The organism is Streptomyces sp. Z423-1, from assembly GCF_013009255.1.
Lineage (GTDB): Bacteria > Actinomycetota > Actinomycetes > Streptomycetales > Streptomycetaceae > Streptomyces > Streptomyces gossypiisoli.
Genome location: NZ_CP053109.1, coordinates 4,479,900 through 4,503,559, shown reverse-complemented (window position 1 = coordinate 4,503,559; position 23,660 = coordinate 4,479,900). Strand labels below are relative to the sequence as shown.

Genomic DNA, 23,660 nt, shown 5'->3' with positions numbered 1-23,660 from the left:
CGCAGGGCGGGTCTGAAGGTCGGGCTTTCCAAAGTCAGTTGACCGTTGAATGAATCGGCGGTCATTTTTCCTAATGTGGGCGCTCGGCGCCCGGCGTCGTTAGGACGGGGGTTCGTGGTGTCATTCGATGATGCCCGAAAGACGTCGGTCAGTGTTGATCCGGAAACGTTCGAAGGGGTCTCCTCATGGCTGCGTGCCGAGGTGGCCGCGCTGGTCGGCCGAGAGGCCGGTGAGATTTCCGAGGATGAGCTCTTCTCCAGCATCGGGATGGACTCGATGCGTGCCACCAGCCTCATGGCGGCGCTCTCGCGGGTGACCGGAAAGCGCTTGTCAGCTGCTCTTTTGTGGGCCCACCCGACGATCCGCGCACTCGCCGGCAGAGTGGTCGCCGGTGACGCCGCGGCGCAGGAGACCCATGCGCCGGACCGGAACGAGCCGCGTTCCCCCGATGAGCCCGTCGCGGTTGTCGGCATGGCATGCCGATTCCCCGGAGCGGACGGCATCGAGGCCCTCTGGAATCTGCTTGAATCAGGAACCGATGCGGTCGGGGACGCACCGGAAGGGCGGTGGAAACCCGGGCCGTCGGCCGATGGTGAGTCATTCGGGCCCGGTTGGACGGCCGTGAGGAGCGCCGGATTCCTGGACGGGCCGGTCGATGAATTCGATCCGCTCTTCTTCGGGATTTCCCCGAGAGAAGCCCAGGATATGGACCCGCAGCAACGGCTTTTCCTGGAAGTCGCCTGGGAGGCGATCGAGGACGCGGGTCTCACCGAGAGCGACCTGGCCGGGAGCGACACCGGTGTTTTCGCCGGAGCGATCTGGCACGACTACGCCGACCTCGCCTGCGGTGACACCGACGGCCTGTCCGCGCACTCCGCCACCGGCCGGGCGCTGAACATGATCGCCAACCGGCTGTCCTACGTGCTCGGGCTGCGCGGCCCCAGCCTGGTCCTGGACTCGGCCTGCTCGTCGTCCCTGCTGGCGCTCCACCTGGCCTGTCAGAGCATCCGGAGCGGCGAATCCTCCATGGCCGTCGCCGGCGGGGTCAATCTGCTGCTGAGCCCCGAGACCATGGAGTCCCTCAACCGGTTCGGAGGCCTGTCCCCCGACGGCCGCTGCAAGGCGTTCGACGCGCGGGCGGACGGGTTCGGCCGGGGCGAGGGCTGCGGAGTCGTCGTCCTCAAGCCGCTGTCGCGGGCGCTGGCGGACGGCGACCACATCTGGTGCACGATCCGCGGCACGGCCGCCAACAACGACGGCCTGAGCAACGGACTCACCGCCCCCAGTCCGGCAGCCCAGGAAGACGTGCTGCGTGCCGCCTACCGCAACGCCGGTGTCGCCCCCGACCAGGTGCACTACGTCGAGACGCACGGCACCGGGACCGCGCTCGGCGACCCCATCGAGGCCATGGCCCTCGGCGCGGTGCTGGGCCGGGACCGGCCCGAGGACCGGCCGCTGCGCATCGGATCGGTCAAGACCAACATGGGGCACCTGGAAGCGGCGGCGGGAATCGCCGGCCTCATCAAGACCGCCCTGGTCCTCACCCACCGGCGCGTGCCGCGGAACCTGCACTTCGACACCCCCAACCCGCACATCGCCTTCGACGAGATGCGGTTGACGGTGCCCACCGAGACCGAGCAGTGGCCCGAGGACGCCGGGCTGTACGCCGGGGTCAGCTCCTTCGGGTGGGGAGGCACCAACGTCCATGTGGTGGTCGAGGGCCACCGGGAGCCCGCCCCGCTGGCCCTGCCCGCCGTCGCGGCGCGCGGCATACCGGGCCGTCCCCGGATCGCCTTCGTCTGCTCGCCGTACGGGCAGCAGTGGGTCGGCATGGCGCGCAACCTCTACCGCACCGAGCCGGTCTTCCGGTCCGTTCTGCGGGAGTGCGACCGGGAACTCGCCCGCCACACGGGCTGGTCGCTGGTCGAGGAGCTGTTCCTCGACGAAACGCGGGCCCGCACCGGCGACGTCGGCGTCATGCAGCCGCTCGTCTTCGCGATCCAGGTGGGGCTCGCCGCATGGCTGGAGGCGGCCGGCGTGCGGCCGGGCGCGGTGGTCGGGCACAGCCTCGGGGAGATCGCCGCGTGCGTCATCGCCGGCGTGCTCGACCTGCCCGATGCCGTACGGCTGGTCCACCACTACAGCGACCAGCAGCGCAGGGTGGCCGGGCCCGATCGCGGGATGGCCGTGGTCGAACTGACCGCGGACGAGGTGGAGGAGCGCCTGGCCGGGCGGAACTCGTCGGTGTGCGTGGCGACCCGCAACGGGCCGCGCACCACGGCACTGGCCGGCAGCCGCGCGGAGCTGGCGGAGATCGTCGCCGCGCTCAAGGCGGAGGGCGTGCTGTGCGCCATGATCCGCGTCGATCTGCCGGCCCACAGCGCGGCGATCGACCCCATCGTGGCGGACCTGGAAAAGGCCCTGGAGGGCATCACCGGCAGGCCGGGCCGTATCCCCGTCGTGTCGTCGGTGACCGGGCGGCCGCTGGACTGGCGGGACGTGGGCCCCGCGTACTTCGTGCGGAACCTGCGAGAACAGGTGCGGCTCGCGGACGCCACCGCGCATCTGCTGCGCGAGAAGTTCGACGTGCTGCTGGAGATCAGCGCCAACCCGGTGCTCGCCTCGGCGCTCCAGCAGAGCGTCGACGACTTCGGCCGCACCGCGACCGTGATGACCAGCATGCGCCGCGGCGAGGACGACCGTACGGGGCTGACCGAGACCCTGGAGGCGCTCGCCCGGCTCGGTGCGAAGGTACGGCTGCCGGGCACGCGGGACGAGCCGATGGGCGAGCTGTTCGCACTGTCCGCCAAGTCGCCCGAGGCACTGCGTGAGCTGGCCGGGCGTACGGCCGACGGCCTCGTCGGGACGGGCCCGGAGGCCGGGGACCGTGCGGGGGGCCTGCCGGCCCTGGCGCAGGCGGCCCTGCCCCGGGCCCGCCATCCGTACCGGCTCGCGTTCCCGGCGCGCGACGAGGAGGAACTGGCCGAAGCGCTCTCGGCGTACGCCCGGGGCGAGGACCCCGCCGGGCTGTCCGTCTCCGGCCGGGCGGCGGAGAAGCGGCCCAAGGTGGCCTTCGTCTTTCCCGGTCAGGGCTCGCAGTGGGTCGGGATGGGCCGGGAACTGATACGCAGTGAACCGGTCTTCCGCGCGGCCGTCCGGCAGTGCGACGCGGCGGCCCGGACCTTCGTGGACTGGTCCATTGAAGCCGAACTGACCGCCGGTGACGCGGATCTGATGGTCGATCGCATCGATGTCGTCCAGCCCGTTCTCTTCGCCGTCGAGGTGGCCCTCGCCGCCCTGTGGCGGTCCTGGGGCGTGGAGCCCGACGCGGTGGTCGGGCACAGCATGGGCGAGGTCGCCGCCGCTCATGTCGCCGGGGTGCTGAGCCTGCACGACGCCGCGCGGATCATCTGTCTGCGCAGCCGTCTGCTGCGCCGCACCAGCGGGCAGGGCGCGATGCTCGCCGTCGAACTCACCATGGAGGAGGCGCGCGAGGCTCTCAGGGGCCGGGAGAGCGCCGTCTCCATCGCCGTGAACAACAGCCCGCGCTCCACCGTGCTCTCCGGGGACCGGGACGTGCTGGCCGAGGTCGCCCGGCAGTTGGAGGCGCAGGACGTCTTCTGCCGCTGGGTGAAGGTGGACGTCGCCTCGCACAGTCCGCAGATGGATCCGCTGCGGCCGGATCTGCTGGCGGCGCTGGACGGACTGGCGCCCCGCCGGGGGACCGTACCGGTGTACTCGACCGTCACGGGTGCCGTCGTGGGCGGCGAGGAGATGACCGACGCCTACTGGGTCGACAACCTGCGCGAGCCCGTCCTCTTCGGCGACCAGGTCGCCCGCCTGGTACGGGAGGGGACCCACGCGTTCGTCGAGATGAGCCCGCACCCCATCCTGCTGCCCGCCGTCGAGCAGGTCGCCGCCGCGTGCGGGGCCGACACCACCGTCCTGCCGTCGCTGCGCCGCAACGAGAGTGAACGGGAGACGCTGCTGGCGTCCCTGGGACGGCTGCACGTGCTCGGCGTCCCGGCGCGCCTGGACCGCGCCCTCACTCCCGCCCGCCCCAGCCGGAGGCTGCCGCACTACCCGTGGCAGCGGGAACGGTTCTGGCACGAGTCGGCCGGCGGGCCCGCGGCCGCCGGGCTCGCCCCACGGCAGGGGCTGCTCGGCGAGCGGATCGACTCGGCGATCCAGCCCGGCACCCACTACTGGCAGACGGACCTGGGCACCGCGACGGCGGCCATGGGGGACCACCGCATCGGCGGGGCGGCCGTCGTCCCCGGGGCGGCGTTCGTGGACATGGCCCTCACCGCGGCCCACCAAGTGCTGCCGGGTGAGCGGCACGTGCTCTCCGACGTGCTCTTCCAGCAGCCGTTGGTCCTGCCCGAGCCCGGACACGCACGGGTGCAGGCGGTGGTGGAGGGCTCCCGGGAACAGCGGGCACGAATCCGTTTCTTCACGTCCGAGGAGAACGGTCCCGTCTGCGTGGCCGAGGCCGCGCTGTCGGCGGCCGCGCCCGGTACGGGCCGGGATCCGGCCGACACCGGCCGTCTCGCCGCCCGGATGACGGACGCGCTCGACGGACCGGACTACTACCGGGCGCTCGCGGCCTGCGGTCTCGGCTACGGGGCCGGCTACCAGGGCATCAGCCGCATCATGCGCGGCGCCGGCGAGGCACTGGCCCGGATCGGCACGGACACCCAGGGGCGCTCGCACGGCCCGGGGCACGTCGTGCATCCCGCGCTCCTCGACTCCGCCCTCCAGACGGCCGTGGCGCCGCTGCTCGACGACGACTGGACGACGCGGGGCGGGTTCCTCAGCGAGGGCATGAGCCGGGTGGCCGTCCACGGGGCGGTCCGTGGCGAGGTCTGGGCGCATGCCGTCTGCCGGGCCGCGGGAGACGGTCTGTGGGAGGCCGAGGTGGCGATCCTCGACCCGGACGGAACCCTGCTCGCCGAGATCGCCGGCCTGCGCATCGTCCGCCTCGCGTCCGTGCCCGTGCTCGCCCCGGCACGGTCCGCGCCGGGGGACGGGGACGGCCGGTCACGATCCGCCGACTCCGGCGACGGCCCCGCCGCCCTGCGCGAGCGCATCGCCGACCTGGCCGACGGCGCGCAACGCCGTGCGGCACTGGAGTCGGCGGTGCGGGAGAACGTCGCCCACGTCGTGAAGCTCCCCGCGCGCAGGGTGGACCTCGACCGGCCGCTGAAGTCCCTCGGCATCGACTCCCTGATGTCGCTGGAGCTGCGCAACCGGCTCGAAGGGACCTTCGGGATCCGGCTCTCGGCCACCCTCATCTTCAACTACCCGACCATTCGCGACCTCGTCCCCTTCCTGGCCGAAAAGCTGCACCTGGCGCTCGACGACGAGGCCGCCACGGCACAGCGCGCCCCGGCCGTACCGGCCCAGCGCGGGGACGGTGGCAGTGCGGCGGAAGCGGGGGCGCTGAGCCCCGAAGAACTCCTCGAACGTGAACTCGCCGAGCTCAACGAGCGGATGGAGACCATCTAGCATGCGCGGCACATCCGGGACGCACACGGACCGGGACGCGGCCACAGCCGCCGACGACACCGGCATCACCAAGGCGCTCGCCGCGATCCGCCAACTGCGTGGCAAGGTCGACGCTTTGGAGCGGACGAAGCGCGAAGGCATCGCCGTGGTCGGCATGGGATGCCGGCTGCCGGGCGGAGTGACGTCACCCGACGCCTTCTGGCGGGTGGTCTCCGAAGGCGTCGACACCATCGGAGGTGTACCCGCGGACCGCTGGGAACTGCGCCGGGCGGGCGGGCCGGACGGGCCGGACGGGCCGTCCGACGGGGCCCTGCCGTCCCACGGCGGCTTCATCGACGGCGTCGACCGGTTCGACCCGTACTTCTTCGGCATCTCGCCGCGCGAGGCGGCCCGCATGGATCCCCAGCAGCGGCACTTCCTCGAAGTGGCCTGGGAGGCGCTGGAGGACGCCGGACTGACCCGGGAGAAGCTCCAGGGCAGCCCGACCGGCGTCTTCGTCGGCGCCAACGCCTCCGACTACCTCCAGCTCCAACTGGAGGACCCCGCGGCCATCGACACCTACACCGTGGTGGGCGGCACCAACTGCATCATCGCCAACCGGCTGTCGTACGTGCTCGACCTGCGCGGCCCCAGCCTGACGGTGGACACCGCCTGCTCCTCCTCGCTGGTGGCCGTGCACCTCGCCGCGCAGAGCCTGCGGAGCGGGGACTGCGACGCGGCCGTCGCCGGCGGCCTGAACCTGATCCTCTCGCCCAGCCTGGCCGAGGCGCACGCCAAGGGGCTGCCGCTGGCCCCGGACGGCCGCTGCAAGACCTTCGACGCGGAGGCGAACGGCTACGCCCGCGGCGAGGGAATCGGCGTGCTGGTGCTCAAACGCCTCTCCGACGCCGTGGCCGACGGCGACCGGATCTGGGCGGTCGTCCGCGGATCCGCCGTCAACCAGGACGGCCTGACCAACGGGCTGACCGCCCCCAACGGGCTGTCCCAGCAGGCGGTGATCCGGCAGGCGCTGCGCAACGCCCACGTCGAACCCTCCCAGGTGACGCTCCTGGAGGCGCACGGCACGGGCACCGCGCTCGGCGATCCCATCGAGGTGGAGGCACTGAACGCCGTCTACGGAGAGCCCGCTGCCGAGGGCGACGTGTGCGCGCTCGGCTCGGTCAAGACCAACATCGGCCACCTGGAGGCCGGAGCCGGTATGGCCGGGCTGATCCGGGCGGCGCTGAGCATCCACCACCGTGCCATCGCCCCCCACCTGCACCTCACGACCCTCAACCCGCACATCGACCTCGACGGCTCCCGGCTCGTCGTACCGACCTCCCTGCGCCCCTGGGACGTACCCGACGAGCGGCGGCACGCGGCCGTCAGCTCCTTCGGCGCGGGCGGCACCAACGCCCACGTGATCCTCGGTCCCGCCCCGGCGGACGCCGAGCGCGCCGACGAGCGGCCCCCGGCCGGCGAAGGGCCCTGGCTGCTGCCGCTCTCCGCGGCCGCCGGCGACGCGCTGGCCCCCCTGGCCCGCGCCTACCGCGACCACCTGCGCTCCGCCGAGGGGCTCGCCCAGCGCTTCGACGACATCGTCCACACGGCGACGGCCCGCCGCACCCGCCACGAGCACCGGCTCACCGTCGTCGCCGGATCGCACGACGAGGCGGCCGGCCGGCTCACCCGATGGCTGGACGGGGAGGAAGCGCCCGGCGTGGTCACCGGCCGGGCGAACGGCTCCGTGGCCGACGGCGTCGTCTTCGTCTTCCCCGGCCAGGGATCCCAGCGGCCCGGCATGGGCCGGGAACTGCTGGACGCCTGTCCGGAGTTCCGCGGGGCGGTCGGCGAGTGCGACGACGCCATGCGCCCCTACCTCGACGGCCGCTCGATCGTGGACGAGGTCATGCGCCTCGACGCCGACGCGGCTCTCGACCGTATCGACCTGATCCAGCCCGCCCTGTTCGCCCTCGCCGTCGGCCTCGCCGCCCGATGCCGCTCCTTCGGCGTCGAACCGGACGTCGTGGTCGGCCACAGCATGGGCGAGGTGGCGGCCGCGCACATCGCCGGGGCGCTCGGCCTGGACGACGCCGCCCGGGTCATCTGCCGGCGCAGCGCCCTGCTTCGCCGTATCAGCTGCCAGGGCGCGATGCTGGTCGTGGCGCTCCCCCTGGACCAGGCGGAACAGCTCGTCGAGGACTGCCGGGACAAGGCGTCCGTGGCGGTCAGCAACAGCCCCACCTCGACGGTGCTGTCGGGCGATCCGCGCACCTTGGTCGAGCTGGCCGAGACGCTGCGTGCCCGCAACGTGTTCTGCCGTCCGGTGAAGGTCGACGTGGCCTCGCACAGCCCCCAGGTGGACCCGCTGCGCGAGGAACTCCTGGCCGACCTCGCCGGACTGTCGCCCAGGCCGTCCCGCATTCCCGTGCTGTCCACGGTCACCGGCGAGCTGACCGACGGCTCGGACTTCGACGCCGCCTACTGGATGCGCAACCTGCGTGAACCCGTGCTGTTCTGGGACGCCGTGCAGTCGCTCATCGCCCGGGACAACGGGGTGTTCGTCGAGATGAGCCCGCATCCGGTCCTGCTGTCCGCGGTCGAGCAGGGCTTCGAGTTCACCGAGCGGGACGGGCTCGCCCTGCCGGCCATGCGGCGCGAGGAGCCCGAGACGCACGGCACGCTCGAAATCCTCGGTGCCCTCCACGCGCACGGCATGCCCGCGGCCGCGCCGGCCACGCTGCTGCCCGCGGACGGCCGCCTCGTGCGGCTGCCCGCCTACACCTGGCAGCACGAGCGCTTCTGGTTCCGCGACGCGCGGACGGCGCGGCCCGTCACCGTCACCGCGGGCTCACGGGCTCCGGAGCCGACCCCCGCCCCGGCGCCGGAACTCCCCGCGTCCTCGGCGGTGTCACCACGGACCGAGCTGTACGACCGGCTGGCGTCCGCGGCCGTGACGGAGCGCCGCGAGGTGCTGCGGGAGACCGTCCTGCGTGCCGTGGCCGATGTGCTGGAGATGCCCCCGGAGCGCATCGATCCCGACGCCGGGTTCTTCCAGATGGGCATGGACTCGATGCTCGCCGCCCGGGTCCGCGTGCAGCTCGAAGCGGGGCTCGGGCGCAAGCTGCCCGCGCCGGTGATGTTCGAGCACCCGTCGGTCGAGGCGCTCTCCGCGCATCTGCTGGACCTCGCCGAGCGGCTCATGGACCGGCGACCCGGCGGACCCGCCCCGCAGCCACCCGGTGCGCCGGCCGGCGAGGACACCGGGACCCCCACGACCCTGCCCGCCCGGCCCGACGCTCCCGCGCAGGCCCCGGCGGACGACGTCAGCGACGACCTCACCGACGACCTCACCGAGGAGGAACTCCTCGCCCTGCTGGCCGAAGAAGTCCGCGCCTCGACCCGTACCGCAGGAGGATCCCGATGACCGACAACGGTCGTGAACGCCAGTCAGTCCTCGCCCGGAGCCTGCAGGAGATCCGTCGGCTGCGCGCCGAACTCGACGCGACCGAGCAGGCCAGGACCGAACCCGTCGCCGTCGTCGGCATGGCCTGCCGCATGCCGGGCGGCGCCGACAGCCCCGAGGCGTTCTGGGAGTTCCTCGACCGGGGCGGGGACGGCATCGGCGACATCCCCGCGACGCGCTGGGACGTCGACCGGTTCTACGACCCCGCCCCGGACGCACCCGGCAAGATGTCCACCCGGCGCGGCGGTTTCCTGGACGGCATCGACCAGTTCGACGCCGCCTTCTTCGGGATCTCCGCCCGCGAGGCCGCCGCCCTCGACCCGCAGCAGCGGCTGCTGCTGGAGGTCGGCTGGGAGGCCCTCGAACACGCGGGGCGGTCACCGGAAGGACTCCGGGGCTCCGACACCGGCGTCTACTTCGGCGTCACCACGTACGACTACCTGCAGACGCAGATGCAGCAGGTCGACCCGGCCGACCTGACCGCCTACAGCCTCACCGGGAACGCCTCCACCTTCGCGGCCGGCCGGCTGTCGTACTGGCTCGGCCTGAACGGCCCCAGCCTGTCCGTCGACACCGCCTGCTCCTCCTCCCTGGTCGGCGTGCACCTGGCCTGCCAGAGCCTGCGCTCGGGGGAGACGGACCTGGCTCTGGCGGGCGGCGTGAACGTGTTGCTGGCACCCGAGTGGTTCGTCGTGGCCTCCAAGGCGCACATGCTCGCGGCGGACGGCCGGTGCAAGACGTTCGACGCGAGCGCGGACGGCTACGTCCGCAGCGAGGGCTGCGGCATCGTCGTCCTGAAGCGGCTGTCCGACGCCCGGGCCGACGGCGACCGGATCCTCGCCGTGATCCGGGGCTCCGCCGTCAACCAGGACGGGCGCAGCAGCGGCATCACCGTCCCGAACGCCGCCGCGCAGCAGGCGGTGGTCCGCCAGGCCCTGCGGGTGGCGTCCGTCGAACCGGCCCAGGTCGGCTATGTGGAGGCGCACGGCACCGGAACACCGCTCGGCGACCCGCTGGAACTGCGCGCCCTCGACGCCGTACTCGGCGAGCGCGGCGACGCCGGTCCGCTGCTGGTGGGGTCGGTCAAGACCAACGTGGGCCACCTGGAACCGGCCGCCGGTGTCGCCGGGCTGATCAAGGTCATCCTGTCCCTCCGGCACGAACGCATCCCCCCGCACCTGCACCTGTCCGAGATCAACCCGGAGATCGGCATCGAGGACCTCGCGGTCGAGATACCGGCCGACGGTCGGCCGTGGCCGCGGGGAGCCGCGCCCCGGATCGCCGGTGTCAGCTCGTTCGGCGCCAGCGGGACCAACGCGCATGTGATCGTCGAGGAGGCACCCGCCGACGCCGCCGCCCGGGCGGCAGCGGCCGTACCGGAGCGCACCGCACACCTGCTGACGCTGTCCGCCAGGACTCCCGCGGCGCTCACCGCCCTGGCCGGGCGCTACCACGACCGGCTCGCCGGCGCGACGGACACCGAACTCGGCGACATCTGCTTCACCGCCGCCACCGGCCGGTCGCACCTCCCCCACCGGCTCGCCGTGTCCGCGTCCCGCGCCGCGGAGATGGCACAGCGGCTGGCCGAGTACGCCGCCGGCCGGCAGCCCGCGGGCAGCCGGCACGGCCAGGTGCGGGCCGGCACCCGCCCGCAGGTGGTCTTCCTGTTCACCGGGCAGGGAGCCCAGTACCCGGGCATGGCCCGCACCCTCTACGCCACGGAGCCGGTCTTCCGGCGGGTCGTCGACGAGTGCGACGAGGTGCTGCGTCCGCTGACGGGCCGTCCGCTCATGTCCGTCGTCGATCCCGCGCCCGAGGACGCCGAGCTCGTCCACGACACCTGCTGGACGCAGCCGGCCCTGTTCGCCGTCGAGTACGCCCTCGCCGAGCTGTGGCGGTCCTGGGGCGTCGAGCCCGCGGCCGTGCTGGGGCACAGCATCGGCGAACTGGTGGCGGCCTGCGTGGCGGGAGCGCTGGACCTGCACGACGGCCTGCGGCTCGCCGCGCGGCGGGGCCGGCTCATGCACGACCTCGCCGACGGCGGCGCCATGGCCGCGGTCTTCGCCTCCGAGGACCGGATCGCCCCGTTGCTCCGGCCTCATGCGGCCGACCTGTCCGTCGCGGCGGTCAACGGCCCGGAGAGCATCGTCCTGTCGGGCAGCGAGACCGCGCTGGACGCCGTCCTGGCCGAGCTGTCCGAACACGGCCTGCGCGCCAAGCGGATGACCGTGACCCGTGCCTTCCACTCGCCGCTGATGGAGCCCGCGCTCGACGCGTTCGAACGCGAGGCCGCCGGAGTGACGTTCCGCGCGCCCCGGATCCCGGTCGTCTCCAACGTCACCGGGCGGATCCTGAGCGGCGAGCAGGCGTTCACCGCCCGCTATCTGCGGGAGCACGCCCGCGAGGCCGTACGGTTCCACGAGGGCATGACCACGCTGCACCGGGAGGGCTACCGCGTCTTCCTGGAGGTGGGGCCCGCGCCCACGCTGACCGGCATGGCCAAGCGGTTCCTCACGGCCGACGCGGCGCCGGACGGGCAGCCGGGCGAACAGGACCGGCCGCCGGTGTTCCTGCCGTCCCTGCGCCCCCGCCGGGACGACTGGCAGGTGCTGCTGGACAGCCTGGCCGCGCTGTACACACAGGGCGTGGCGGTCGACTGGGAGCGGTACGACGCCGGGCGCGGCCGCCGCCGCACCGAGCTGCCCACCTACGCCTTCCAGCGCGGCCGGCACTGGTTCCGGCCCAGTGCCCGCCCCGCGTCCGGTTCCGGGGCGGCGCCGGCGGTCACGGCCGCAGAGGCCGGGCTGTCGCGGACGCTGCTCGGCGAGCGGGTCGCCTCTCCGCTGCCGACCGCGCAGTTCGCCGCCACGATCGGCGCCGAGTCGCATCCGTGCCTGGGTGACTGCGTGATGGACGGACTGCCGGTGGTCAACATCGGTGTCTATCTGGAGACCGCCCTGGAGGCGAGCCGGGAACTGCACGGCACGGGCCCGGTGCTGATCGAGGACTGCCTGGTCCTGCAGAGCATGGTCCTCGAACCCGGTGAGCACGCCCAGGTGCAGTTCCTGGTCGACGAGGCGGCCTCCGGCGAGGGACGCGCCGCCTACCGGTACTTCGCCGCCCGCTCCGGCGACGGCGGCGACGGGGACGGGGCCGCACGGGGCTGGACCCTGCACGCGCAGGGCAGGCTCGGGCCGGCCTCCCCGGCCACGGCGACGGAGGACCTCGACGCCCTGCGCGGCCGGCTCACGGCGGAGATCTCCGGCGAGGACTTCCACCGCCGTATGTGGCGGCGGAAGCTGTACCTCGGGCCCTCCGCGCAGTGGATCGAGCACGTCCACGGCGGCGAGGGCGAGGCGCTGGCCCGGATGCGTCCGGCGCGCCCCGAGGAGAGCGGCGCCTACCTGCTGCACCCGGGCCTGACCGACGCCCTGTTCCAGACCCTGTTCGCCTGTCTGCCGCCCGACAGCCCGCCGGACGCCACCTACATGCTCGTGGGCATCGACCGCTTCCTCGTGCACGGCCCCGTCGGCACCGGCGCGACCCACTGCCGGGCGCGGCTGCTGCCGTCCTCCGACCCGGCCACGATGCTGCTGGCCGAGGTCACGTTGTACGACGACGAGGGACGGCCGCTGGTCGAGGCGGGCGGGGTGTGCCTGAGGCGGGCCGAACGCGAGCAACTGCTGCGCGCCCAGCCGCAGCAGGAGCAGCCCGTCCACCGGGCCCTGGCCGCGACGCCCGCCGACCCGGCGGCACCGCGTGACGCCGACGCCGTACGGGCCCTCCTGGCGCGCACGGTGGCCACGGCTCTCGGCAGCGGCGAGGCCGACCTGGACGTCCACGAGCCGCTGCAGAACCTGGGCCTGGACTCGCTCATGGCCCTGGAGGTCAAGGAGGCCCTCGCCGCACAGCTCGGCGTGTCCCTGCCTCTGGTGATCTTCCTCGACGGCCGCAGCGTGCACACGCTCGGCACGGAGATCCTCGGCCTGCTCGGCACCGACGGCGGCGGCGAGGAGCCCGGCGAGGACGGTCCGACCCGGGCCGGGCGCGGCGCCCTCCCGGTCCTCGTCCCCGACACGCGGGCACGCCATGAGCCGTTCCCGCTGACCGACCTCCAGCAGGCCTACCTGGTGGGACGGTCCAGCGCCTTCGAACTCGGCAACGTCTCGACGTACTTCTTCATCGAGGTCGACGTCGAGGACGTGGACCTCAGCCGCCTCACCGAGTCGCTGCGGCTGATGATCGCGCGGCACGACATGCTGCGCGCCGTCATGACCGAGGACGGCCACCAGCGGGTGCTCGCGGACGTCCCGCCGTACCAGATCCGCACCGCCGACCTGCGCGCGTACGACGCGGAGGAGCGGGACCGGCTGCTGCGCGGCATCCACGAGGAGGCGCGCGACCAGGTCTTCGACACCACCCGCTGGCCGCTGTTCGACGTGCGGGCCACGCTCCTCGACGAGCGGCGCACCCGGCTGCACATCGGCCTGGACGCCCTGATCATCGACGCGTGGAGCACGTCCCTGCTGTTCCGCGAGTGGGCGGCGGCGTACCGCGGCGCGGCGGCCTCGCTGCCCGAACTGCCCCTGACCTACCGGGACTACGTGGTCGCCGCCCGCTCCATCGAGGGCACCCCCCTGCACACCGCGTCGCTGGAGTACTGGCGCGGACGCATCGAGTCGCTCCCGCCCGCCCCCGAGCTGCCGCTGGCGAAGAACCCCGCATCGCTCGACCGGCCGGTGTTCACGCACCGCTCGCACCGCATCGCGCCGGAGGACTGGGCCCGGTTCAAGCAGCGGGCGGCCGCCCTCGGCGTCACTCCCTCCGCGGCCCTGTGCACCGCCTACGCCGAGGTGCTCGCCGCCTGGAGCAAGTCCAGCCGGTTCACCCTCAACCTGCTGTTCTTCAACCGGCTGCCGCTGCACCCGGACGTCGGCAACGTGGTCGGCAACTTCAGCGCCACCACCCTGCTGGAGATCGACAGCTCGGCCCGGGACGGCTTCGCCGTGCGTGCCGACCGTATCCAGAAGCAGCTGTGGAACGACCTGGAGCACAGCCACGTCAGCGGCGTCGAGGTGCTGCGCGAGCTGCACCGGGCCCGTGGCGGAGCAGGCCGGGCCGCCATGCCCGTGGTGTTCGCCAGCACGGTCAACTTCGCCGCCAAGGAGGACTCCGCGGCCGCCACCGGCCTCGCCCAGCACCTGACCTCACTGGGCAGCGCCGGCCGCGAGGTCTCCACCTCCATCCGCACCCCTCAGGTGTGGCTGGACCACCAGGTCGTCGAGGACGCGGGCGCCCTGATGGTGAACTGGGACGTCGTCGAGGAGATCTTCCCCGAGGGAATGATCGACGCGATGTTCGCGGCCTACGTGGACGTCCTGCGCGGCCTGTGCCACGACCCGCAGGCGTGGCAGCGGCCCGCCCCGGTCCTGGTGCCGGACGCCGACCTGGCCGTACGCCGGGCCGTCAACGCCACCGCGGCGCCGCTGCCCGCCGGGCTGCTGCACGAGCCGTTCACCGAGCGGGCCGCCGCCCACCCGGACCGCACCGCCGTGATCGCGGCCGAGCGCACCCTGACGTACGGCGAACTCGACGCCCGCACCAACCGGCTGGGCCGCTGGCTGCGCGACCACGGGGCGCAGCCGGGCACGTTGGTCGGCATCGTCATGGAGAAGGGCTGGGAGCAGGTCGCCGCGACCGTCGGCGTGCTGAAGTCCGGGGCGGCCTACGTGCCCATCGACGCGGCCGTCCCCGCCGAGCGGCTCCGGCTGCTGCTGGAGAAGGCCGGCATCACCCTCGTACTGACCCAGCACCGGGTGGAGGAGCGCATCGCCTGGCCGGCGGGTGCCGTACGGCTGAGCGTCGACGGACCCGGGGCCGAGGCACTGGACGCGACGCCCCTGACGCCCTCCCCGGCCCGCCCGGACGACCTGGCGTACGTCATCTTCACCTCCGGGTCCACGGGCACCCCGAAGGGCGTGATGATCGAGCACACCGGTGCCCTGAACACGTGCCTCGACATCAACGAGCGGTTCGGCATCACCGAGGACGACCGGGTGCTCGCCCTGTCCGCGCTCAACTTCGACCTCAGCGTCTACGACGTCTTCGGTGTCCTGGCCGCCGGCGGTGCGATCGTGCTGCCGGAGCCCGGCGCCCACCGGGAGCCCGCGCGGTGGGCGCGGCTCGTCACCGAGCACGGCGTCACCCTGTGGAACAGCGTGCCCACCCTGATGGAGATGTTCACCGAACACGCCCTCGGCGAGGGCCTGGGCGGCACCCTCCCGCTGCGGACGGTGATGATGAGCGGCGACTGGATCCCGGTCACCCTCCCCGACCGCATCCGCGCCCTGGTACCCGACGCGGCCGTGTGGAGCCTGGGCGGGGCCACCGAGGCGTCGATCTGGTCGATCCTGCACCCCATCACCGAGGTCGACCCCGACTGGGCGAGCATCCCGTACGGCAGGCCGATGCGCAGCCAGCAGTTCCACGTGCTGAACGACGCGATGCAGCCCTGCCCCGTGTGGGTGCCCGGCCAGCTCCACATCGGCGGCGCCGGACTCGCCCGCGGCTATCTCGGCGACGAGACGAAGACCAGGGCGGCCTTCCTGCGCCACCCGGCCACCGGCGAACGCCTCTACCGGACCGGTGACCTGGGCCGCTACCTGCCGGACGGCACCATCGAGTTCCTCGGCCGCGAGGACTTCCAGGTGAAGGTCCAGGGCTACCGGATCGAACTCGGCGAGATCGAGGCCGCGCTGGCGCAGTGCGCCGGCGTGCGCGTCGCGGTGGTGTCCGCCGTGGGCGAGCGGCAGGGGGCCAAGCAACTCGTCGCGTACGCCGTGCTCGACGAGGGCCACGACCCCGCGAGCGCCCCCGAGCGGCTGCGCGAGGCGCTGGGCAAGACGCTGCCCGCCTACATGGTGCCGCAGCACGTCCTCGTCCTGGACACACTGCCGCTCACCGCCAACGGCAAGGTCGACCGGACCGCGCTGCCCGTGCCCGGCGCCCATGCCGACGACGACGGCGCCGCGGTCGCCCCCCGGGACGACGTGGAGGCGGAACTCGCCGCCATCTGGGCCGAGTTCTTCCCCGACGCCGCCATCGGCGTGCACACCGAGTTCTTCGCGCTCGGCGGCAACTCGCTGCTCGCCGTACGCCTCATGGCGCAGATCAGCGCCCGCCTGGCCTGCTCGCTGCCCCTGTCCACCCTGTTCGCCCGGCCGACGATCGCCTCGCTCGCCCAGGCCGTCCGGGACGCCGGCAGCGGTCTGCGGCGCACGGCGCTCGTTCCGGTGCGCACCGAGGGGAGCAGGCCGCCGCTCTTCTTCGTGCACCCCGTGGGCGGCGACGTCCTGTGCTACGCCGAACTCGCCTCGCTGCTCGGCGAGGACCAGCCGTTCTACGCCCTCCAGGTACCCGACGGCCCGGAGCTGACGACGGTCGCCGAGCTGGCCGCCCACTACGCCGAGGCCATCACGGCGGCGGTCCCCGACGGCCCTTACCGGCTGGGCGGCTGGTCCATGGGCGGTGTGGTGGCCCTGGAGATCGCCCAGCAACTCGCCCGCACGGGACGCCACGTGGAATCCCTCGCGGTCGTCGACCTGATGGAACCGCCCGGCCCGGCGGGCGGCGCGCGCGTCGACGACGCCGTGCTGCTGTCCTGGTTCGCCCGCGACCTCGCGGGTCTCGCCGGCCATGCCTGGGAGCCCGAGCCGGACTCCTTCCGCGAGGCCGGCGGTCTGCCCGAGGCCCTGGGCGTGCTCCACGCCGAGGCCCGCCGCCGGTCGGTGCTGCCGCCCGACGTCGACGCCGGGACCCTCGGCGCCATCTTCGAGCGGTTCGCCCGCAACTTCCGGGCCCTGCTGTCCCACGAGCCGCGGCCCTACGCGGGGCCGGTCCGTTTCTTCCGGGCGCGGGAAGGGGCCCCGGACGCGGCGGTGACCGCCTGGCAGGCCCTGTTCCCGGACGACGCGGAGGTCGTCGACCTGCCCGGCGACCACTACACCGTCATGCAGCAACCCCAGCTGCGCCGCTTGGCGGACGAGCTGACCGACTGGCTCGACAACTCCCGCACGCAGTCACGACACGACAACGAAGGAAGCCAGCGATGACTCTCCGCTTCGGCGCGTTCATCCCGCCTTTCCATTCGCTCGACGAGGACCCCACCACCGCGTTCTGGCGGGACCTGGACCTCATCGAGTGGCTGGACGTGCTCGGCCTCGACGAGGCCTGGGTGGGCGAGCACCACTCCGGCGGCTGGTCCACCGTCAGCTCGCCGGAACTCTTCCTGGCCGCCGCGGCCGAGCGGACCCGCCGGATCAAGCTCGGCACCGGCGTCGTCAGCCTGCCGTACCACCACCCCCTCACCACCGCGAACCGCATCGTGCAGCTGGACCACCAGAGCGGTGGGCGGGCCATGTTCGGCATGGGCGCCGGGGTTTCTCCCGCGGACGCCCACATGATGGGCATCGCGGCCGGCGACCAGCGGCGGATGATGGCCGAGTCGCTGGACGCCCTGGTGCAGTTGCTGCACGGGGACGAACCGGTGACCGTCAAGACGGACTGGTTCGAACTGCGGGACGCCCGGCTGCACCTGAAGCCGTACACCAAGCCGTGCTTCGACATGGCCGTGGCCAGCGCGGGCTCGGAGCGGGGCATGCGCCTGGCGGGCCGGTACGGGCTGAACTCCCTGACCTTCGCCGGGCGGCCCGGTATGGAGGAGCCGCCGCTGGCGCAGCTGTGGGCCGCCGCGGAGGACGAGGCCGCCAAGCACGGCAGGACCGTCGACCGCTCGAAGTGGCGGGTCGCCATCTGCGTGCACATCGCGGAGACACGCGAGGAGGCTTTGAGCCAGGTCCAGGACGGCATGGCCCGGTGGTTCCGGGAGTACGTCCGGGACACCGTCGGGGCGCAGGCGACACTGCCCGAGGGGCGCGAGGCCGAAGTGGCGGTGGAGACGCGGACCGCCATCATCGGCTCGGTCGACGACGCGATCGAGGCGATCCAGCGCATGCTCGACGAGAGCGGAGGGTTCGGCACACTGCTGGTCAACACACAGGACTGGGCCACGCGCGAGCAGACGAAGCGCAGCTACGAACTCCTCGCCCGCTATGTGGCCCCTCACTTCACCGGTGCGCTGGAGAGCCGGCGTGCGTCGCAGCGATGGGTCGCGGAGCAGCGGGACGACTTCGCGGCCCAGGCGCGCGAGGCCGCTCGGCAGTCCTCGGCCGGCCGATAGCTCTCGGCGGGGAGGTGCGCATGGTGAGTACAAAGGTCGGAGACAGCCCGCCCGCTCTGGGCAGCGCGGAGTTCCGGGAGGCGATGTCATTCCTCGCGGCTCCGCTGACCATCGTCACGGCACGGGATGCCGAGGGGCGCGCGTGGGGCTTCACCGCGAGTTCGGTGACGTCCGTGTCGCTGGAGCCCCCGCTGGTCCTCGTGGGGGTATCGCATACGTCCAGTTGTTTCGGGGCGCTGTCCGAGGCCGCCGAATTCAGTATCAACATCCTCGGAAGCGACCATCGGGAACTGGCCCGGACCTTCGCCACGCGTGGTGTGGACCGGTTCTCGGGAGTGCGTCTGGCCGACTGGCCCGACTCGACCGTGCCGTACCTCGCGGACGTCGCGGTGGCCCTGCGGTGCGTTGTGACCAGTCGTGTACCGGTCGGCGACCACACGCTGCTGATCGGGGAACTGTCCGGAATGCACAGGCAGGGACCGGCGTCCGCGCCCCTTGTGTGGTACCGACGCGATTTCCGGACACCTCTGTGAACGGCTGGTCGAGGCCTTCCCCGGGACTTCCGGGTCGGCGCACAGCAGCACGCCGACCCGGAAGGCGTACCTCTCCGTACGACGGGACCCGCTGACGGAGGGGAACCGGTCGCCGATCACCGCTCGGCGGCCATGACGCCGATGATCTCCGGCCGGGCTCCCTCCTACCTGAGGGGCCCGGCCGGGGGCAGGGACACGGATCGATTTCCGGAGGCGACCGTCTCCCGTCTCCGGACCTGCGGGGCTTTCGGGATATCGGGATACCGGATACCCCCGTCACCGCGGGACGCAGCAGGCGGGCCACGTGGCCTGGCGGTCACTCCTTCGTGCCGGCCAGTTCCACCGCCCGGCGGCGCACGGCCACACCGGCCGGGGCGACGGACGACACCACCGCGAGCACCGCGCACGCGCCCACGGTCGCCCCGAGCGCCGCCCACGGGATCTCGATCGGGCTCCACACCGACAGCAGGCCCAGCGCGCTCCACATGCCGGCCAGGTCGAGCCCGGCGACCAGCAGCCCCAGCACCCCGCCGACCGCGACCACCATCAGCGCCTCGGCGCCGACCAGCCGCAGCACCTGCCACTTAATGGCCCCGGCCAGGCCGGCCGGGCCGTCGGTGCTCGGCAGGTTTTCCACAGATGAGGAGTTGTCCACAGGGTCTGACGCGATGCCGCGGCCGGTTGTACGGTCGGCACGAGTTGATGTTCGTGCGAGTCACGGGGGAGGCGGTCGTGGTGACCGAGGTCGGTGTGCAGGGTGCGGATTCCGGGACGGTGCGGATTCCGCGGGTGCGGGGCTTCGCCGAGTGGACCGGCCAGGGCGCGCGCTCGCCCAAGGAGGAGGGAAAGGCCCTGCGCGAGCGGGTCCCGCGGCACGCCCACGCCACCCTCGACCTCGACGCCGCCCGGCCCGACGCGGTGGCCGCGGTCGAGGAGTCGAACCGGGGCCGCATCCCCGAGCTCACGCCGATACGGGTGGGACGGATGGCGGCCACACCGTTCGCCTTCCTGCGCGGTTCGGCGGGCCTCATGGCGTACGACCTCGCCCGCACCCCCATGACCCGCATCCGCGCCCAGATCTGCGGCGACGCGCACGCGGCGAACTTCGGTCTGTACGGCGACGCGCGCGGCGGCCTGATCATCGACCTGAACGACTTCGACGAGACGGTGTACGGCCCCTGGGAGTGGGACCTCAAGCGGCTCGCCGCCTCGCTGGTGCTCGCGGGCCGGGAGACGGGCGCCGACGAGGACACCTGCCGGTCGGCCGCTCATGACGCCGTCGGCGCCTACCGCCGCACCATGCGGCTGCTGGCCAAGCTCCCGGTGCTGGACGCGTGGAACGCCATCGCCGACGAGGAGCTGGTCTCCCACACCGACGCCCATGACCTGCTGGGCACGCTGGAGCGGGTCTCGGAGAAGGCGCGGGCCAACACCAGCGGGCGGTTCGCGGCGCGGTCGACCGAGGCGACCGAGGAGGGGGGACGCCGGTTCGTGGACGCGCCGCCGGTGCTGCGCCGGGTCCCGGACGCGGAGGCGGCGGCGGTGGCGGCGTCGCTGGAGGCCTATCTGACGACGCTGTCGGAGGACCGGCTGCCGCTGCTGTCCCGGCACGCGGTGCACGACGTGGCGTTCCGGGTCGTGGGCACGGGCAGCGTGGGCCTGCGTTCGTACGTCGTCCTGCTCCTGGACCACCGCGGTGAGGCGCTGATACTCCAGGTGAAGGAGGCCCGCGGCTCGGCGCTGCTGCCGCATCTGCTGACCGCCGGTTTCGAGGCGCCGTCCGCCGAGCACGAGGGCCGCCGGGTGGTCCTCGGCCAGAAGCGGATGCAGGTGGTCAGCGACATCCTGCTCGGCTGGACGACCGTGGACGGCCGCCCCTTCCAGGTCCGCCAGTTCCGCAACCGCAAGGGCAGCGTGGACCCGGCGGCCCTCTCCACGGACCAGCTCGACGACTACGCCCGCATGACCGGCGCCCTCCTCGCCCGCGCCCACTCCCACAGCGCCGACCCGCGCCTGATCTCCGGCTACTGCGGCAAGAACGAGGAGCTGGACGAGGCGGTGGCCACGTTCGCCGTCGCCTACGCCGACCGCACCGAGGCGGATCACGCGGGGCTGCTGGCGGCGGTTCGGGCGGGGAGGGTTTCCGCGGAGAGAGGTGTGTGAGAGGGCGTTGGGTCGATCCGGGGCCCTACCTGGAGCAGCTACCCGCGTTCGTGGGCCGCCTCCCGGCGGGCGCCCGAGCGTTCGCCACCGATCCTGAGCACTACGACTTCTCGGGCAAGCGGTGCATGAAGCTGCGACCGGTGAGGTCCGGTGCCCGGAGGCCCGGTCCCGCCGTGGCCTACGCTGGTCGGGTGACGACCCCGGATGCAGAGCAGGGTGGTGTCGCCGGTGAGACCGAGGCGACGCCCGAGGACGGCGCGCCCCGGCCCGAGGAGCGGCTGGAGCGGGCCGTGCGGGCGGCCGAGCAGGCGCTGATCGAGTACGAGATCGCGGTGGAGACCTTCCGCGTCGAGATCGAGAACTTCTCCCGGCTGCACCACCAGAAGCTCGGCCCGATGTACGCCCGCCTCGAAGAGCTGGACGCGCAGATCGCCGAGGCGAAGGCGGCCCGGACCGGTGACCCGGAGGATCTGCGCCGGGCGCAGGAGCTGCGGGCCCGGGTGCTGCCGATGCCCTCCGTGGAGGAGCTGTTCCACGGCTGGATGGACGGCGACGGCCTGTTCCCGGAGTCCGCCGCGATGCTCACGGACCAGCCGGTCCGGCCCCCGCAGCGGGTGCGTCCCAGCGAGGAGGCCCGCCGCCTCTACCGCGACCTGGCTCGCAAGGCCCACCCCGACCTCGCGCAGGAGGAGGGGGAGCGCAAGCGCCGTGAGGAGTTCCTCACCCGCGTGAACACCGCCTACGCCCGTGGTGACGAGGCGGAGCTGCGCGAGCTGTCCGAGGAGTGGACGGCGGGACCGGTGCCCGAGGAGCGTCGCCCGAGCCGCAGCGAAGAGCTGTACGCCCGCCTGGAGTGGCTCGCCCAGCGCAAGGAACTGCTCACGGTCGTCGCCCGCGAGCTGGAGGAGGGCGCCATCGGCTCCATGCTGAAGCTGGCGCCGGACGACCCGGACCGCCTCCTCGACGAGATCGCCGAGCAGCTGCTGGCGGAGGTCGCGGGGCGCGAGGCGGAGCTGGCGGCGCTGGCCGGTCAGTGAGCGGTCGATGAGCAGTCGGTGAGCGGTCGCGGGCCGGTGAGCGGGTCAGCGAACGGTCGGTGCGTGGTCGGGGAGCCGTCGGGCCCGGCGTCCGCGCGGGCGCTTCAGGTAGCGTCGGGACCATGACTTTCGGAGCTGTTCCCACGGTCGGGGTCACGGACCTCAAGGACGACGACTTCCTGCTGGACGTCCGCGAGGACGAGGAGTGGCAGGCGGGCCACGCCGCAGGGGCGCTGCACATCCCCATGAGCGAGTTCGTCGCCCGGTACGGCGAGCTGACCGAGGCCGCCCCGCAGGACGGCCGCGTCCACGTGATCTGCCGCTCCGGCGGCCGCTCGGCCCAGGTCGCGATGTACCTCAACCAGCGAGGCATCGACGCCGTGAACGTCGCCGGCGGCATGGAGGCCTGGGAGGCGACCGGGCGCCCGGTGGTCACGGACGCGGGTGAGCCGGGGGCCGTCGTCTGACCGAGGGGGGCGGTGGGGACGCCACACGGATGACCTACGGCTCGGCGTCCCCGCGCCACTCCCGTTCACCCGGGCCTCACCCCGGCGCATGCGCCGCCAGCAGGTCCCCCAACGCCTCCTCGTGCGCCGCCGCCGGTCCCAGCGACAGTTCAAGATGCTTGGCCCAGGCGTGGTACCGGTGCAGCGGATAGTCGACGTCCGCCCCGAACCCCCCGTGCAGATGCTGCGCCGTCTGCACCACCCGCCGTACCCCCTCCGCCGCCCAGATCTTGGCGACGGCCACATCCCCGGCGGCCGGCAACACCCCCGGCGCCCCCGAGCCGATCCGCCACGCCGCCTGCCAGAGCGTGGCCTCCATCGCCCGCAGGTCGATATAGCGGTCGGCGGCCTGCACGGCGACGGCCTGGAACGTCGCGACCGGGTACCCGAACTGCTCCCGTTTCCCGGTGTACTCGCTGGTCATCCGCAGCACCCGCTCCCCGAGCCCGAGCGCCAGCGCACACGTCCCGGTGGCCAGCAACTCGCGCAGCCACTCCCAGGCCCCCTCGCCCTGGATGACGTATCGCTCCGGCACCCGCACCGACTCCAGCCGCAGCTCCCCGAGCCGCTCCCCGGTCGTCGCGAACTGCTCGGCGAGTCCGGCCCCTTCGTGCCCCCGCGGGACGAGGGCGAGGACGCTCCGGTCGGCGTCGGTGTGCGCCGGTACGACGGTGAAGTCGGCGTCGTACGCCCAGGGAACCGCCGTCTGCACCCCGTCCAGGATCCAGCCGTCCCCGTCCCGCCGCGCGGTCACCGCCCGTTCGGCGGGGTCGTGCCCGCCGGTTCGCCCCTGCGCGGCGACGGTCAGTACGACTTCACCCCGCCCGGCCGGTGCGAGCACGGCGGACTTCAACTCCGCACCGCCGTACGTCTGGACGGCCGCCAGCGCCGCACTGTTCTCCAGCAGCGGCACCCGCGCCAGGACCTTTCCCGCCTCCCGCAGCACCAGGCACAGCGCGATGGCGTCGAGGCCCGCCCCGCCGTGCTCCGGGTCGAGCAGCAGGCTCAGCAGATCCGCGTCGGCGAGCCTGCCCCACAGCGCGCGGTCGAAGTCGTCGGCCACGGCGCCCCGGATCAGCGTGGGGCTCGGCACGGCGTCCGGCGCAACATCGGCGAACACACCCCGCGCCGCCTCGGCCGCCGCCTGCTGCTCCTCGGTGAAGGTGAAGTCCACGGTCCTGTCCTCCCGACGGATCCGCACATCTGACGGAGCGTCAAGATAGAACAGGT

9 protein-coding genes and 1 pseudogene are annotated in these 23,660 nt (G+C 73.2%); 8 read left to right on the top strand and 2 right to left on the bottom strand.

The genetic code is table 11. The features are described 5' to 3' along the window. The first annotated feature begins 267 nt into the window (after positions 1–267). Genes HJD23_RS19995 through HJD23_RS19975 form a run of 5 tightly spaced genes read left to right on the top strand, consistent with a single transcriptional unit; the run spans position 268 to position 18,724 of the window. Positions 268–5,508: an acyltransferase domain-containing protein gene (locus HJD23_RS19995; RefSeq protein ID WP_346770339.1), complete on the top strand. Its 5,241-nt coding sequence runs from the start codon at positions 268–270 to the stop codon at positions 5,506–5,508. Between the two features lies 1 nt (position 5,509). After that, positions 5,510–8,914 (top strand): type I polyketide synthase, encoded by a 3,405-nt coding sequence (locus HJD23_RS19990; protein ID WP_171113719.1) that lies wholly within the window; start codon positions 5,510–5,512, stop codon positions 8,912–8,914. Beyond that, positions 8,911–17,064: a non-ribosomal peptide synthetase/type I polyketide synthase gene (locus HJD23_RS19985; RefSeq protein ID WP_171113718.1), complete on the top strand. Its 8,154-nt coding sequence runs from the start codon at positions 8,911–8,913 to the stop codon at positions 17,062–17,064. The genes HJD23_RS19990 and HJD23_RS19985 overlap by 4 nt, the downstream gene beginning before the upstream one ends. After that, positions 17,061–18,191, top strand: a complete 1,131-nt coding sequence (locus tag HJD23_RS19980; protein ID WP_171113717.1) for an LLM class flavin-dependent oxidoreductase — start codon at positions 17,061–17,063, stop codon at positions 18,189–18,191. The genes HJD23_RS19985 and HJD23_RS19980 overlap by 4 nt, the downstream gene beginning before the upstream one ends. A 20-nt stretch (positions 18,192–18,211) precedes the next feature. Next, entirely contained in the window at positions 18,212–18,724 is a 513-nt protein-coding gene (locus HJD23_RS19975) for a flavin reductase family protein (protein WP_171113716.1), read from the top strand. A gap of 316 nt (positions 18,725–19,040) precedes the next feature. On the opposite strand, the pseudogene HJD23_RS19970 reads toward HJD23_RS19975, so the two are convergent. Next, a pseudogene (locus HJD23_RS19970) lies at positions 19,041–19,325 on the bottom strand (ABC transporter permease); the annotation flags it as partial. Between the two features lie 101 nt (positions 19,326–19,426). Here HJD23_RS19970 and HJD23_RS19965 point away from each other — a divergent pair. The 3 genes from HJD23_RS19965 to HJD23_RS19955 all read left to right on the top strand — a co-directional run bounded on the left by HJD23_RS19965 (position 19,427) and on the right by HJD23_RS19955 (position 22,391). Next, positions 19,427–20,887, top strand: a complete 1,461-nt coding sequence (locus HJD23_RS19965; RefSeq protein ID WP_171113715.1) for a DUF2252 domain-containing protein — start codon at positions 19,427–19,429, stop codon at positions 20,885–20,887. A 191-nt stretch (positions 20,888–21,078) separates the two neighbouring features. Continuing rightward, positions 21,079–21,924: a hypothetical protein gene (locus HJD23_RS19960; RefSeq protein ID WP_171113714.1), complete on the top strand. Its 846-nt coding sequence runs from the start codon at positions 21,079–21,081 to the stop codon at positions 21,922–21,924. A 122-nt stretch (positions 21,925–22,046) separates the two neighbouring features. Next, a complete protein-coding gene (locus tag HJD23_RS19955) occupies positions 22,047–22,391 on the top strand; it encodes a rhodanese-like domain-containing protein (protein ID WP_171113713.1) in 345 nt (114 codons plus the stop codon). 76 nt (positions 22,392–22,467) lie between these two features. On the opposite strand, the gene HJD23_RS19950 is transcribed toward HJD23_RS19955, so the two are convergent. Further along, positions 22,468–23,604: an acyl-CoA dehydrogenase gene (locus HJD23_RS19950; protein WP_171113712.1), complete on the bottom strand. Its 1,137-nt coding sequence runs from the start codon at positions 23,602–23,604 to the stop codon at positions 22,468–22,470. Positions 23,605–23,660: the final 56 nt, after the last annotated feature.

What these genes read in the sequence shown, in the direction of transcription:
- HJD23_RS19975 (WP_171113716.1), top strand. Translation starts at nt 18,212, where the DNA reads ATGGTGAGTACAAAGGTCGGAGACAGCCCGCCCGCTCTGGGCAGCGCG.
- HJD23_RS19980 (WP_171113717.1), top strand. Translation starts at nt 17,061, where the DNA reads ATGACTCTCCGCTTCGGCGCGTTCATCCCGCCTTTCCATTCGCTCGAC.
- HJD23_RS19955 (WP_171113713.1), top strand. Translation starts at nt 22,047, where the DNA reads ATGACTTTCGGAGCTGTTCCCACGGTCGGGGTCACGGACCTCAAGGAC.
- HJD23_RS19985 (WP_171113718.1), top strand. Translation starts at nt 8,911, where the DNA reads ATGACCGACAACGGTCGTGAACGCCAGTCAGTCCTCGCCCGGAGCCTG.
- HJD23_RS19965 (WP_171113715.1), top strand. Translation starts at nt 19,427, where the DNA reads ATGTTCGTGCGAGTCACGGGGGAGGCGGTCGTGGTGACCGAGGTCGGT.
- HJD23_RS19990 (WP_171113719.1), top strand. Translation starts at nt 5,510, where the DNA reads ATGCGCGGCACATCCGGGACGCACACGGACCGGGACGCGGCCACAGCC.
- HJD23_RS19995 (WP_346770339.1), top strand. Translation starts at nt 268, where the DNA reads ATGGACTCGATGCGTGCCACCAGCCTCATGGCGGCGCTCTCGCGGGTG.